At 38.6% G+C, this 13,352-nt stretch carries 15 protein-coding genes and 1 pseudogene; 1 reads left to right on the top strand and 15 read right to left on the bottom strand.

Translation table 11 applies throughout. The features are described 5' to 3' along the window. A pseudogene (locus HMPREF2837_RS10690) lies at positions 1 to 113 on the top strand (IS30 family transposase); the annotation flags it as partial. Positions 114 to 577: 464 nt separating this feature from the next. On the opposite strand, the gene HMPREF2837_RS04840 reads toward HMPREF2837_RS10690, so the two are convergent. The 15 genes from HMPREF2837_RS04840 to HMPREF2837_RS04770 form a co-directional block, all read right to left on the bottom strand. Further along, positions 578 to 1,039, bottom strand: coding sequence for a GNAT family N-acetyltransferase (locus HMPREF2837_RS04840; RefSeq protein ID WP_049549132.1), 462 nt, complete (start codon positions 1,037 to 1,039; stop codon positions 578 to 580). A 38-nt stretch (positions 1,040 to 1,077) separates the two neighbouring features. After that, the gene (locus HMPREF2837_RS04835; protein WP_075230702.1) at positions 1,078 to 1,863 is read right to left on the bottom strand and encodes an ABC transporter permease; all 786 of its coding nucleotides are present in this window, start codon (positions 1,861 to 1,863) and stop codon (positions 1,078 to 1,080) included. A gap of 1 nt (position 1,864) precedes the next feature. Then, complete coding sequence (locus HMPREF2837_RS04830; protein WP_049549134.1) at positions 1,865 to 2,683, bottom strand: ABC transporter permease; 819 nt, start codon at positions 2,681 to 2,683, stop codon at positions 1,865 to 1,867. Between the two features lies 1 nt (position 2,684). Beyond that, the gene (locus HMPREF2837_RS04825; RefSeq protein WP_049549135.1) at positions 2,685 to 3,677 is read right to left on the bottom strand and encodes an ABC transporter ATP-binding protein; all 993 of its coding nucleotides are present in this window, start codon (positions 3,675 to 3,677) and stop codon (positions 2,685 to 2,687) included. Between the two features lie 380 nt (positions 3,678 to 4,057). After that, complete coding sequence (locus HMPREF2837_RS04820; protein WP_049549136.1) at positions 4,058 to 4,465, bottom strand: hypothetical protein; 408 nt, start codon at positions 4,463 to 4,465, stop codon at positions 4,058 to 4,060. Between the two features lie 53 nt (positions 4,466 to 4,518). Continuing rightward, complete coding sequence (locus tag HMPREF2837_RS04815; RefSeq protein ID WP_049549137.1) at positions 4,519 to 4,917, bottom strand: hypothetical protein; 399 nt, start codon at positions 4,915 to 4,917, stop codon at positions 4,519 to 4,521. Between the two features lie 37 nt (positions 4,918 to 4,954). Beyond that, complete coding sequence (locus HMPREF2837_RS04810; RefSeq protein ID WP_075230701.1) at positions 4,955 to 5,302, bottom strand: hypothetical protein; 348 nt, start codon at positions 5,300 to 5,302, stop codon at positions 4,955 to 4,957. A 219-nt stretch (positions 5,303 to 5,521) separates the two neighbouring features. Further along, entirely contained in the window at positions 5,522 to 5,890 is a 369-nt protein-coding gene (locus tag HMPREF2837_RS04805) for an inorganic diphosphatase (protein ID WP_049549146.1), read from the bottom strand. A gap of 85 nt (positions 5,891 to 5,975) precedes the next feature. After that, positions 5,976 to 6,857, bottom strand: coding sequence for a class II fructose-bisphosphate aldolase (locus tag HMPREF2837_RS04800; RefSeq protein WP_049549139.1), 882 nt, complete (start codon positions 6,855 to 6,857; stop codon positions 5,976 to 5,978). 144 nt (positions 6,858 to 7,001) lie between these two features. Then, the gene (gene vncS, locus HMPREF2837_RS04795) at positions 7,002 to 8,324 is read right to left on the bottom strand and encodes a sensor histidine kinase VncS (RefSeq protein WP_049549140.1); all 1,323 of its coding nucleotides are present in this window, start codon (positions 8,322 to 8,324) and stop codon (positions 7,002 to 7,004) included. Then, complete coding sequence (vncR, locus tag HMPREF2837_RS04790) at positions 8,321 to 8,977, bottom strand: response regulator transcription factor VncR (RefSeq protein ID WP_075230700.1); 657 nt, start codon at positions 8,975 to 8,977, stop codon at positions 8,321 to 8,323. The genes vncS and vncR overlap by 4 nt, the downstream gene beginning before the upstream one ends. Positions 8,978 to 9,047: 70 nt before the next feature. Continuing rightward, positions 9,048 to 10,427, bottom strand: coding sequence for an ABC transporter permease subunit Vex3 (vex3, locus tag HMPREF2837_RS04785; protein ID WP_049549142.1), 1,380 nt, complete (start codon positions 10,425 to 10,427; stop codon positions 9,048 to 9,050). A gap of 47 nt (positions 10,428 to 10,474) precedes the next feature. After that, positions 10,475 to 11,122 carry an ABC transporter ATP-binding subunit Vex2 gene (gene vex2, locus HMPREF2837_RS04780; protein WP_049549143.1) on the bottom strand — a complete coding sequence of 216 codons (648 nt, stop codon included), beginning with the start codon at positions 11,120 to 11,122 and terminating at the stop codon, positions 10,475 to 10,477. Positions 11,123 to 11,135: 13 nt separating this feature from the next. After that, positions 11,136 to 12,413, bottom strand: coding sequence for an ABC transporter permease (locus tag HMPREF2837_RS04775; protein ID WP_049549144.1), 1,278 nt, complete (start codon positions 12,411 to 12,413; stop codon positions 11,136 to 11,138). Between the two features lie 125 nt (positions 12,414 to 12,538). Beyond that, positions 12,539 to 13,150, bottom strand: coding sequence for a CPBP family intramembrane glutamic endopeptidase (locus HMPREF2837_RS04770; protein ID WP_049549145.1), 612 nt, complete (start codon positions 13,148 to 13,150; stop codon positions 12,539 to 12,541). Between the last annotated feature and the right edge of the window lie 202 nt (positions 13,151 to 13,352).

Below are 13,352 nucleotides of genomic sequence, written 5' to 3'. Positions count from 1 at the left end.
AAGCTCCTCAAACTATCCACACTGAAATCAAGCGTGGGACAGTCCTACAATATGTTGGAAAGGGGCGCTTTAAAGAAGCTTACTCTGCTGACTACGCTCAACAGTCTTATGAAAGTGCTGGCATTAAAAAATCATCACACATCACGCAAGGGAATCGCTATATCAAACAGGCTTTGACCATATCGGGATTGATTGCAGCACATTCTAATACTCTTCAAAAATCTCTTCAAACCACGTCAGCTTCGTCTTGCCGTACTCAAGTACATCTTGCGGCTCGCTTCCTAGTTTGCTCTTTGATTTTCATTGGGTATAAGAATCATTTCTCCACCAAGCAGACTTATCAAATAGAAAAGGCGCTAGGACTGAGGAAACAGTTCTAACGCCAAAACTAAAAAAATTTCAATTACAGTATAGCACAGGAGGTGATTTTTTGCGCTTTTTACTGTTTTTATTCATTATAAGATTGTAGGGATCTAACCTATGACCTAGGCTTTACGAGTGCCTTGCTCTACCAACTGAGCTAAATCGGCGATTACACTTACAGTATAGCACTATAAGAAAGGATATCAAGGGATTCTTAACCCATCTTTTTAATCAAAATCTGACAAGGATTTTGAGGCCCCCAAAGTTGTGGAAAAATCTCTAATTTTTTAAAGCCAAGACTGCGATAAAAGACATTTGTTCGATCATAATCTTTATTAGAGCCTTCTGCTACTGTTTTCACTTGTAAATAATCAACGTTTTTGCGAGCTTCACTTTCTAAAGTAGCAAGCAATTGACTCCCAATCCCTCTACCTTGATGAGCTTTTTTTACACCGAGACAATCAATCTCTGCACAATCTTCACTGGAATAGGACAAGCTCACAAAGCCAAGCAAATCACTCTCCTGAAAGGCGGTCCACACTTGCAAGTCCTTGGCTCCTTCGATGTAAGCTTGCGTGCTTTCTGGTATTCCAAACCATTCTGGCAAATCCTTTAAAATCTCAGCGACAACTGCCATTTTTTGATCCTCATACTTGACTTCTTTAATTACAAACATCATAAGTTCCTTTCTTGATTTTAGTCTTACTTTACCACTTACGAACCCGCACTTTCATAGGCATCCAAGCCCCTGTCCCAGAGTTTGAGGGAAATAACAAAGAAAACAAGGGAAATCAGAATCAAACCACCAATATTAAAGAAGACATCCTTGTCCTGCAAGAAATAGCTGGCAGGATAGTAGGCCGTAAAGGCGAAAGGAACGATAAAGCTGATCAACCATCGAAGAAATGAATTGTAAATGGAAATCGGGTACTTGGCAAAATCATTAAACATATAGAAAATGTAAATCATGGCACCTGACTGCTTGGTCCAAAAAGCGATGCTGGCTGTTGCGATTTTCAAGGAAGTATAAATCAAGGTCGCAAAAGGAATACAGACTAGGAAAATTAGGAATTTTGGAAAAGTCCAAGCAATGCTGGTCACCGTTGTCGCTAGGAGAATTCCACCAACCAAGAGTTCGCCCAAGGCATCAATCTGAAAGGTCTCAACAAGGATATGGAAGAGAGGGTTGATGGGACGAGTCAGATACTTGTCAAACTCCCCTTTTCGAACTAGTCGTTGACCTAAAGCCCAGAGATTGTCAAAAAAGAGATGGTCCAATCCCTTGGGAATCAAGGAAAAACCATAGATAAAGGCTATCTCTTGAAAGGTCCATCCTTCTAAGGATGGGATATGTTGAAAGATGACATTGAGAAACAAGAGGTTCAGGCCTTGAGTCAGAAAGACTCCCAAGACACCAACCACAAAATCCACCTTGTATTCCATGATTTGCTTGATGTATTGTCTGATAAAAATCAGATGCATGCGTTGATATTTTTTCATACTAACCTCCCTGAATGGTGATAAATGACTGGACTCGTTTCCAAATCAACTGAGACAAGCCCACCATCACTATAAGCCAGAAAAACTGAAGCAAAAGTGCTTGAAGAATCTGACTGGTATCGTATTTCCCAACGATAATCATGACAGGAGTGTAAATCAAGGATGAAAAAGGCAAGAAGGACAGAATATCTGAAACAACCTTTGGAAAGAAAGCCAAGGGAATCAAACTGCCAGACATAAAGGCCACTATTGAAGTCTTGAGTAGATTGGAACCCCATAAATTTTTAAATACAAAGGCTGAAAATCCAAAGCAGATATTAAAGAAAAAGTTAATCAGATAAGCCAGAGTTAAGCTAAAGAGATAAAGGACAGTTAATCCCAGCACTTCTACAATACCTTGCCCAGATAAGATTTTCATCAAAACAATGACACTTAAAAATGGCAGTCCAACAGAGATAAAAATCAACCACTTGGAGCCAAGTTCGGTGAAAAGGTAAGAGGCCGCAAAATGCACTGGTCTCAGCAAGCGCATGATAATAGAGCCATCCTTGACCTCCTCCCCAATCATAAAGGAGCTATCAGACCTGGTCAAAAGATTGGTCACAAAACTCATGATGATGTAGAGGGTGATATCTGCCATACTGAAGCCCTGAATCAAAGGCTCCTGGGAGGAGTCAAAGACTGCCTTCCAGAGATAGAAAGCGACAAAAGCCCCCATGACATCACCAATCCGATAAAGTAGAAAGTTGACTCGATAGCTAATCAGCTCCTGAACTCCTGCATTGATAAAGGGTTTATAACGTCTCCACAATTTGACCATCTTAGAGCTCCTTTCGATAGAAGCGACGGATAATATCCTCAATATCCGTATCTACCATCTTCAAATCACGGACTTCAAAATCAGACAGGGTTTGTTTAATAATATCAGCTGATTGGTAGCGGGAACTATCGAATTCAATATTGAGAGTGTTTCCTTGTCTATCAATGGTCATATCCGAAAAACCTTCATAGTGAGAAAGGAGATGACTTTGACCTGGTACCAGTTCAAAAGAAAGAGTCTTCATCTTGCCAAATGTTTCCTTGAGCTGGCTAACCGTTCCATCAAAAATCTCCTGCCCCTTGTCAATCATAAAAATCCGATCACAGAGTTGCTCAATATCACTCAAATCATGAGTAGTCAAGAGAATAGTTGTCTCTTCCTCTTGATTGATCTGGGTAATAGCACGTCGAATGTTATCCTTGACCGACACATCTAAACCAATAGTCGGCTCATCTAAAAAGAGAACTTTGGGATTGTGAAGCAAGGAAGCCGCAATATCCGCCCGCATCCGTTGACCTAGTGAAAGAGTCCGCACAGGATCCTTGATAAATTCCTTCAAATCCAAGACTTCATTCAAAAAGTCCATGCGCTTATGAAAGAGCGAGTCTGGCACATCGTAAATTTCTTTTAAGACAGTATAAGTCTCTTGTAGGGCCAGATCCCACCATAGCTGGGTGCGTTGTCCGAAAACGACTCCAATATCCTTGACATAATCTTGACGATTATCCTGAGGAATCTTGCCGTTAATACGACAAAAACCAGTTGTCGGTTTCAAAATCCCAGTCAGCATTTTGATGGTTGTCGACTTCCCAGCACCATTTGCTCCGATAAATCCTAAAATCTGCCCTTTTGGAACTTCAAAGGTTAAATCCTTGACTGCTTCAAAGGTCTGCTTTTCAGGATGAATAAAGGAGCGCAAAGCTCCCTTCAAGCCCGGTTCCTTGACTGTCTTCACAAAATTTTTCTGAAGATGTTCCACTTCTATCATTGCCATATCTATCTCCCTTTAGTAAGAAACAACATTGTATTTTTGACTACAAATATTCTAAATCCTTACTTTCTACACCTTCTCAATATTATTACAGAAGGATTTATACCAACCTATTATAGTCCAATAAAAAAAGGAATGCAAGCGTTTGCTTATAGATTATGAATTTAGAGATTTCTCTCTTAAAATGAAACTTTTAATCAAAAATTCTGGTTTAAGAGTTTCCTTAAAACACCAAAAAAGCAGCCTTCTTTTTCAACATAAGGAAAGAAAGCCCTAATAACACCCTATTATAGTGCAAATGTCTACGGAAAACAAGTGTTAATTTATATCGAAAATTTTTATCCCTAAGAAAAGATAAAAAGGTGATGCTGCATCACCTCCCTCTACCAAGTTAAGTCTTCAATCATGCTTCTTACTTGTGAATCAAGAGTCTTATCCTTCTTCAGTTCTCCAACCAAAGTCTGAATCTGCCGGACTAGATTTGGATCATTGTCATTATAGCATCGATGAAGCATCCAGATGTTATGCACAGTTGGACTTTTTAGAACTGACTCCATCAATAATTCCTCATAGCCTTGATGATAAAATCGCTCCACAAAGTGAACCAACTCACCTGGAGCTCCAAAATCTACTTCTGGATGCTTGGAAATAAAGTCTAAGACGGGGTCAACCAAATCAAAGGTTTGAGGGTAAGCCTCCATGGCATCTACAATCTCGTCTGCCAACTCAAATTCTTGGTCTTCAGTAATTGCATCATGCAAAGCAACTAACATATCATCTTTAGTAAGCATCTGATTTTCCTTTTCAACTTTTCCATATCATTATTCGTTTTTGAACTTCTTCTTCACTCATCAAACCTTGTTCGTAAGTAGTTTTCCAACTCCTTTTGGGATAACACACTAGAAAGCTCAAACACATACTCATAGCCTTCATCACAAAAGAAAACCTTCTCTTCAGCTGGAAACCATTTCCGAAGCCAGATAATATAGGAGGCATAATCTTGTAACCTGTTCGTTGAATCAAAGTAATCAATCACAAAAACATTTTTCTTGCTACTCAGTGAACTTTCCAAGGTAAGCTGTGGACTTTGATAATCCCAAGAAAGCGAGTAAGCTTTTTCAGGATTCGTCCTTTCTCTGATCAAAATACCTGGGAACTTTTCTCTCAAAGCAGTACAAAAAGCTTGTAAATCTAGGAATATGGGGTCTTTACTCTCAATAAAGACAAAATCAGCAGTACTCATCAGTCTCTCTCCTTCTTTTTAAAACTGAAAACAGACCTTAACCATCAATGGCAAAATTCTCCAGACTCTCAAATGCCTGTCCCTGATAGTTAAAAGAAAAGATATGAATATCATCAAAAGTTTGATCACAGTAGGTTACTGTTTGCCTCTCTGGCTCGATGATAGGTTTACCCAATTTTTCAGTAGCTTCTTCATCTGTGAAATACCCGTAAAATTCTTGTAAATGAGGCAGTATAAAGGCAAGAATACGAGACCTGTTTTTATGGTAATTGGATGCAAGCAACTGAGCTTCCACCTCAAAATTCCCATTTGGTTTTTCTTCCCAAGCTACAAGAACATCATCTACTCCATATAGGTAGGCTTGCAAGGACTGATCGAATATCATGGCTATCTTTCCTTTCACAAGTACTGTAAGATTCTCACACCTAAACATCGAAAAACCTATAATCGCTAGCAATCCAATGCCAACAAGCTTTCCAAATGAATCTAGTGTAGCTAAAACTGCAATTAAAGCATCATCAATATATGCTCCGGAGGTTTCATGAATTCCAAACAACTTTGCAAATCAGTTAGAATTTCTGCCGTAAGAAAAGATTTTTCATCCTTATTTATAACCTCCCTTACTTGAATCATTATTCTCCTCCACCATTTCAATCCAAGAATCAAAATACTGCTCCATAAAATAGGTCTGCTCTGCAATCAAACCTTTATTAACCTTCTCATCCAAGGGCGCTAAAACCCACTTGTCTTCTATATCATCACGACGTCGAATGATAGCAACCAACTTTCCAGTAAAGACTTCCAAAGGCTGTTGCTGGTCATGGGAAACAATATAAACATCTTGCTCTTCGCCATCTCCCCCCATCAGTTCAGGTATGTAGCCATAGTTAATCGGATAGACATTCCCAAAAGAATCTTCAAACCCCACCGGCCGATCAATGACACCACTAAATATTCTCTCTTTGAATTTCATCTTTTCATTGCCTCCGTATGACATTTCCTAGATTCATTATACAAGAAAAATCCCGCCGTAGCGAGATTTTCTATCTATAGCCTAATTAAGCTTTACCTTCTGAACCGAATACGTCGATACGTTCTTCAACTGATGCTTGGATAGCTTTTACACCGTCAGCCAAGAATTTACGTGGGTCGAAGAGTTTCTTCTTGTCGTATTCTGCTTCGTTTGCTTCGTAGTCACGAGCAAATTTACGAGTTGCGTTAGCGAATGCGATTTGGCATTCAGTGTTAACGTTAACTTTAGCAACACCAAGTTTGATAGCTGCTTGGATTTGCTCATCAGGAATACCTGATCCACCGTGCAATACGATTGGGAATCCTGGTACAGCTTCAGTCAATTTTTGCAAGTGGTCAAGGTGAAGACCTTTCCAGTTTGCTGGGTAAGGACCGTGGATGTTACCGATACCAGCTGCCAAGAAGTCGATACCAGTTGCAACCATTGCTTTAGCGTCTTCAATTGGAGCCAATTCACCGTCACCGATGATTCCGTCTTCTTCACCACCGATAGTTCCAACTTCAGCTTCTACTGATACACCATTTGCGTGAGCAAATTCTACAACTTTACGAGCTTTTTCAAGGTTTTCTTCAACTGGAAGGTGTGAACCGTCAAACATAACTGAAGTATAACCAACTTGAATACACTCAAGTGCATCTTCGTAGTGACCGTGGTCAAGGTGGATAGCTACTGGTACAGTGATACCCATTGATTCAACAAGGTTAGCGATCAAGTTGCGAGCAACTTTGTAACCACCCATGTATTTAGCAGCACCCATTGAAGTTTGGATCAAAACTGGAGCTTGTTTAGCTTCTGCTGCGCGCAAGATAGCTTGAGTCCACTCAAGGTTGTTTGTGTTAAATCCACCAACTGCATAACCGTTGTCACGAGCTGCTTGGACAAATTTTTCTGCTGAAACGATTGCCATTTTATCAGGCCTCCTGTATATTTTTATGGGACATCCCATTTACATTGTTCATTTTATCACTTTTTAGCAAAAAAAGCTAGTTTTTCCCGTAGTTTCGATTGAATTTCTTCTATTTTTAGATATGTAAACCTTTTCCCACTTGGTCTAATCCTTGTTCTGAGGCAGATTCATGTAAAATGCCAAGTGGTCGTTATATCTTTCGAAACGATAGTAGATTTCTTCGTTTTCCAATAAACTTTTGACGACGAAGAGTCCCAAACCAGCTCCCTTGCTTTGTCGACTAGAGGACGTGAAGGATTGTTCAAATTTATCTTGTTCCTCAGGTGTACAGGCGTTCTCTATAAAGACCCAATCATCTTTTGATCCAATTTTTAAATAACCACCTTGAACAGAGTGTTTCACAGCATTACTGATAAGATTGGAAAGAATCAGCTTTAGTACTGAAGAATTTAGATAAGTTTGTTGGTCAGTCAGTTGATTTTCTACAGTGATTTTTCTCTCTTTGGCTAATAAATCATAATCCTTTAAGAGAAAATCTGTCATTTCAAGAAGGTTGATTTCTTCTTTCCTATCTCGCAATTCTTGCACTGAAGAAAGAGATAGGATTTGCTGGACATGGTGACTCAAATCATCCACGATACCCAAAGAAACTCCCAGGTAATGGTCACGATCTTTATAGCGTCCAATATTGGCTTGCATATTTTCCAGAAGAATCTTCAGACTAGCTAGAGGTGTTTTCAGTTCGTGGGAAGCACCTCGTAAAAACTCAACCTTCATCTTTTCCAGCTGGAGAATGGCCTCGTTTTTCTCATGCAAATCTGCAATCACAGTCAAGAGATGCTGATAAAGGCTGTTGATTTGTTCTTTAAGATCGCCAATTTCATCCTTAGAATCCACGCGCAACCTCACTTCTGCATCCAAATCCATCATCCGTCGAGTCACTCGTTTGATTTCCAAAATAGGAGCAACAATGGTTCTAGCATAGATAAAGGCGATGAGGAGCGAAATGATGAAAGACGCTAATAAAGTATAAGGCAGAAATTGAAGACTGATGTTTTCTGCTTCTTTCTGCAAATCCATAGAAGCTAAAAACTGTAAGGTCATCGTCTGACCATCCTTAGTTTGAACCTCTCTTTCCTCGATAACCAAGGAGGCCGTTTGTCGTTGTTTATCAATGGGAAGATTATCATTGACCTCCAACTTATCCTGAGTCATCTCTCCCTTAACAGCTCCCTTAATATCACTGCTTTTAGAATAAAGTTCAAGGACTTCCTGAATAGCTTGACTATCTTTGCCTTGGAGGGACTGGGCAATTTCTGTAGCCTTCAGTCCGATACTCTCCTGACGGTGACTGAGATAGGTCGGAGGAAAGAGGAAATAGATGGCCAAATGCAAACAAATGACCAAGGTAGAAAATACCGAGAAGGTATAGATAAAAATTTTTTTAAATAAACCTGAACGTCTCATTTTCTCTCCAATTTATAACCAACATTGCGCACGGTAAGAATACAATCTAAATCCAATTTTTTCCGTAGTTCCTTGATATAGACATCGATCACTCTGTCAAAAGGGATCTCATCTGTCATCTTCCATACAGCATCGATAATCTGCGACCGTGTTAAGGCTCGACCTTCATTTTTAACCAGATAGTCTAAAATTTCCAGTTCTTTTGCATTCACTGCGACCTCTTGACCAGCCACTTTGGCGCTATAGCTGTCAAAGTCTACCTCGGTGTCTCTATAGGTAAAAATACGACCAGTATCATAATAACGTTTAAAGATGGCATCCACTCGTACTTTTAACAAAGATAGAGAAAAAGGCTTTTCCAAATAACCATCTGCTAATGCAGCAAAGGCACTCATCTTATATTCTTCGTCCTGAAAGGCTGTTAACATGAGGACTGGAACTTGACTAGACTTACGGATTTCTGACAAAACCTCTAAACCATTGAGTTTAGACATTTGAATATCTAAGAGAACCAAGGCAACTTGATGGTTCGAAAATTGCTCTAAAGCTTCTTGACCATCTGCAGCCTGAATCGTTTCATAGCCACAATCCGTCAAATAATCACTAATTCCCTCGCGGATCATGTCTTCATCTTCTACAATTAGAATTTTCATATAAATCCTTTTCTATCAAAAATGCTACCTATATTATATCTCATTTGAATGAGAATAGGTAGCATGTTTTTTATTCACTATCCAACAAGAGTTCTTTTGGTTGTTTAAAGAGGAGATTACTTGAAGCAAGTGCCATAACTAGTACCACTAGAACTAATCCAAGTACAAAAACGATAGCAAAGTCAGAAGATTGAATGGAAATATCCAGACTTGAAAGTGTCTTGCTAAAGCCGTCCACTTCTGCACCACCACCAAGATTAGAGGCTTGGGCTGCCTTACTAGCTTGCTTAGCCACATCTGATGTGACATTTGCAAGCACTGTATTTCCAATGGCACGAGCAGTATAGTTAGCTAAGAAGTAAGCTGAAATTAGTGCTGGAATTGCAATCATAACTGCTTCTGTGATAAATTGTCCTAGAATACTTGCTTGTTTTAGACCAATTGAAAGGAGAATTCCAACCTCTTTACGACGGGCGTTAATCCATAGTGTAAGTAAGAGAGCAAGTAGTAGAACAGAGAAGCTCAAGCTACCCCAGAAGAGAAGATTAGCCATCTTGTACATGCCTGAAATAGATTGTTCAAGGGCAGGATAGTTAGATGAACTCTTAATCAAGCTATACATCTTCCAGTTGATACCGTTGATAGACCCTAATTCTTGCATGACACTATCTAGGTTCTTATCTCCAGCTACAAAGAAGGTAGCATCTCCATAAATAGCTGTATCTTCTGTATAACCATAGAGTTGGGCTGCTGTGTGAATATCTGTGATAGCTGTATTCTCATAGAGTTCTTGTGAGTAGGTTACAGCAGATTTGTTGTGTCCATCAAAGAGTCCTTTAATCGTTACTTCTACTGTTTCCTTGGCTCCTTTTTCATTATCGGCATCGTATATATTGGAGTTGAGTGTGACCCTGTCTCCTACCTTCCATCCATGCTTTTCTGCCAAATCTTTATGCATGAGAATCTGGTACTTGTCGTTATTGGTTAAATGCTCACCTTCAACCAGTTTATAAGAGCCTGATACAAACTTATCTTCCTTAGAAGAGTCGTTGACACCTGTTATCATCAAGCTACTTCCAAAACGTTGAGCTCGATCAGCCGTTAGATTTTTCTTGGTTTCAGGTGTCTCAATCAATTCGTAGCCTGTTAAATCACCGATAGCATTAATCCGTTTGATGTAAGATTCGATGGCCTTATTTTCAGTAATTTTTTTAATATCTTCACCCTTGATATTCCCTGCACCACGTGGAGTTCCTTGGTTGACCCTACGGTTGATTTGCATGGAGAAACTATTGGTGATATTTTTAAAGGTTTCTTGAGAAGCCTTGGCTGTCGCACCCTTGATAGACAAGCCGACCAAACTCAAACTAGCCATCAAGAGAATGATAAGAAAGATCACAAGCGACTTAAAAAATTTTCTTGTGACATAGGCAAATGCGTTGTGTAACATAAGATTCCTTTCTAGATTTACTTCAGTTTTTAATATGTTTAAAAGTTTTAGTTACTATTTTTTCTTGTTTCAGTCAGTTTCTTATCCTTCAATTCAAGTGTAATATCTGACGCCTGTGCTACTTCCTTGCTGTGGGTCACAACGATCACACACTTGCCTGTTTTCTCAGCGAGAGATTTGAGAAAATCGATGATATCCCCAGCAGTCTTAGGATCTAGGTTTCCTGTTGGTTCATCTGCTAAAATCACTGGCGCCTCAGATACAAGACTACGAGCAATGGCAACCCGTTGTTGCTGTCCACCTGATAATTGGAGAACATTCCGCTTGATCTGACTTTCATCTAAACCAAGTTCAAGAAGGGTATCTTTGCTAGCTTTTTTATTAACCAAGCGGATATTTTCCAATGGAGAAAGATAATCAATCAAATTATAGTTTTGGAAAACCAAAGAAATATGGTGCATTCGGTGATAAGAATAACCTTGTTCACGAATATCCTTGCCTTCGAATAGGATAGCACCTTCGACTGGGCTATCAAGTCCTGCTAATAGAGATAAGAGTGTTGACTTCCCAGCTCCTGATTCTCCGATAATACTATAAAACTTGCCTGGTTCAAAATCGTAATTGATTTTATATAATACAGCTTCTGCAGTGTTCTTGTAACGATAAGTCAGATCTTGTAATTGTAGTAAAGTCATGATTTCTCCTTTATTAACTAATAGATGATAAAATTTCCTTAGGTGATTTTCTAAATAAAAATAGGAAACAAAGTGCAACTGACAAGCAACTAATGATAAGTAGGAAGATATAAGATTCTCCAAATGATAAAAGACTTGTTGAAAGATTCGTTGCTTTTGCTAGCGTATCTTGTAGGGCAGCTTGGTCGCCACTTGCTAGTACAGTTTTTAAAAGATAGGAAGTAATGGCATTTCCTGCAAGAAATGCTGGTAGAATTGCTGCCAATGAAACCAGAATGACTTCTAGACAGAATTGGCTATAGATTGCTCCTTTTCCCTTACCTAGCGCCAATAAAATACCAACCTCGTAAACTCGCTCTCGTAACCAAAGGGACAAGACCAAGACCAGAGCTCCTACACCAGCAATCATAATGCCATAGAGGAAAATTTGGAGGAAGGTTTGGAAGGTCGAAACGGAATCCTTGATTTGTTCAAAGGCCTTATTTTCCTTTTCAACTTGGAAACCTTGGTTTTCAAGGGATAACTTTTCAACCTCTTGAATGATGCTATCCATATCTTTGGGATTTTCTAGATAGAAACGAGCGGCAGTAACTTGAGCTTCCTTATTTCCAAGAAGAGTTTGGCTACTTTCGTAGTCTGTATAGACCGTGTTTTCACTAAAATCTGAGCTAAGACCAGTGAATTTTTCTTGCTTCTTACCTGAGAAAATACCTACGATTTCATAGTCTAGCCTTTGTCCACTATTTCCTTCTACTTGACCAAGATTTAAGCTAATCTTATCTCCTACTTTTAGATTGTTTTTATTTGCTAAATCTTCATGGATTAAGATTTTTTTGCTATCTCCTTTTTCTAAATGCCTTCCTTCTTTAAGGGTAAAGGCAGAGCTAGTAAAGGAGACATCCTTAGAGGAATCTTCTAAAGCTATCAAACTGATGAGATTTTTTTCAGCCTCTGTCAAATCATCCCTTTGAATACTTTGTTCTCCAGTAACGACTTCTTTATCCGTCAACTTGGCTATTGTCTCAAGCTCTGGGGAAGGATTTTCAAGACCATTTATTTTTTTTAGGTCATCTAGTTGAGACAGTTGAAAGGTCTGTTCTGCTTCTATTCTTTTAATAGAAAAAGACGTATTCAGTGAGCGATAGAGATTATTTTCTACTGTTTTGTTGGACTTCATGAGCGTCAAACAAGCCGATATTCCAGCCAATAAGACAAATAGAATCAAGAATAATATGAGACTTCTCAGTCGTTTTCTGCTGACGTAAGCCCAGGCTCTTTGAGTGGGATTCATATAGCACCTCCATATTTGTAAGACTATTATAATATCCAAATATGAAATGTTTATGAAATAAGAAAAATTTTTGAAATAAAATAAGCCAGTATTTCTACTGACTTTATATTTATAAATCCCCCAGATTAAAACAGAGAAAATGCAGCAACTAAACCAGACAGGATGTTAGCTAGTGCATGTATGATCCAACTTGTTAAAATGGAGCCTCCAGCTTTCTTTTCATTAACAAAACCAAGATAAGCTGCTATTGCTCCAGTAAAAAATATAATGAAAAAAGTGACTTCTAAACTTACTACGGAAGCAAATAATACTCCATGAAGCAATCCAAAAGCGATAGCCTGTATCGTATTTGCAAAGACAAACGGCATGTGATTTGCCATTCGTTTCAGTAGAAATCCTCTAAATAGCAGTTCCTCTGGCAAAGATGTTTGCAAAATACTGTAAATTAGAATACTTGGTAAAGCCCTATAGTCCATACCAGAAAAAGCCGAAGTAGCCGTTTCTATACTACGTGTTAGAGGAAAGATAAACATATAAAAAATGGTAAATAAGAGAAATCCACCAATTATCCATGCGATCAGATAAGAATCTTTAACCCTTTTAATAGATTTTAAACCAATCCATTCCATAAATGGAACTTTCCCCCTCACAGCCAGAAACCACCAGATAGAAGGTAGTAAAATAATAAATAGAATTTGAATAAAGGCACTTATGATTCGTTGAAGTTCATTAACCATCGTAATCCTCCTTTACATTTTTGAAATACATATTTTAAATCAGGAAATACAAGTCATTAACTATGAAAGCTTTCCCGATAATAACCGTTATAAACTAGGATAGATTTAAACTTTTCTACACTACTCTCTATATTTTTTTAATACTGATTTCTTTTCCTTCTTTTCTATCTATAGTAAAATGAACCTAAAACAGTACATAATG

Origin of the sequence: Streptococcus sp. HMSC071D03 (genome assembly GCF_001812125.1) — a bacterium.
Lineage (GTDB): Bacteria > Bacillota > Bacilli > Lactobacillales > Streptococcaceae > Streptococcus > Streptococcus pseudopneumoniae_N.
This window is presented reverse-complemented; position numbering and strand designations above follow the sequence as displayed.

Coding starts and splice junctions, on each gene's coding strand:
- vex3 (WP_049549142.1), bottom strand. CDS start 10,427: ATGTTACACAACGCATTTGCCTATGTCACAAGAAAATTTTTTAAGTCG.
- vncR (WP_075230700.1), bottom strand. CDS start 8,977: ATGAAAATTCTAATTGTAGAAGATGAAGACATGATCCGCGAGGGAATT.
- HMPREF2837_RS04805 (WP_049549146.1), bottom strand. CDS start 5,890: ATGAAATTCAAAGAGAGAATATTTAGTGGTGTCATTGATCGGCCGGTG.
- HMPREF2837_RS04840 (WP_049549132.1), bottom strand. CDS start 1,039: ATGTTTGTAATTAAAGAAGTCAAGTATGAGGATCAAAAAATGGCAGTT.
- HMPREF2837_RS04810 (WP_075230701.1), bottom strand. CDS start 5,302: ATGATATTCGATCAGTCCTTGCAAGCCTACCTATATGGAGTAGATGAT.
- HMPREF2837_RS04815 (WP_049549137.1), bottom strand. CDS start 4,917: ATGAGTACTGCTGATTTTGTCTTTATTGAGAGTAAAGACCCCATATTC.
- HMPREF2837_RS04775 (WP_049549144.1), bottom strand. CDS start 12,413: ATGAATCCCACTCAAAGAGCCTGGGCTTACGTCAGCAGAAAACGACTG.
- vex2 (WP_049549143.1), bottom strand. CDS start 11,122: ATGACTTTACTACAATTACAAGATCTGACTTATCGTTACAAGAACACT.
- HMPREF2837_RS04830 (WP_049549134.1), bottom strand. CDS start 2,683: ATGGTCAAATTGTGGAGACGTTATAAACCCTTTATCAATGCAGGAGTT.
- HMPREF2837_RS04835 (WP_075230702.1), bottom strand. CDS start 1,863: ATGAAAAAATATCAACGCATGCATCTGATTTTTATCAGACAATACATC.
- HMPREF2837_RS04770 (WP_049549145.1), bottom strand. CDS start 13,150: ATGGTTAATGAACTTCAACGAATCATAAGTGCCTTTATTCAAATTCTA.
- vncS (WP_049549140.1), bottom strand. CDS start 8,324: ATGAGACGTTCAGGTTTATTTAAAAAAATTTTTATCTATACCTTCTCG.
- HMPREF2837_RS04800 (WP_049549139.1), bottom strand. CDS start 6,857: ATGGCAATCGTTTCAGCAGAAAAATTTGTCCAAGCAGCTCGTGACAAC.
- HMPREF2837_RS04820 (WP_049549136.1), bottom strand. CDS start 4,465: ATGCTTACTAAAGATGATATGTTAGTTGCTTTGCATGATGCAATTACT.
- HMPREF2837_RS04825 (WP_049549135.1), bottom strand. CDS start 3,677: ATGGCAATGATAGAAGTGGAACATCTTCAGAAAAATTTTGTGAAGACA.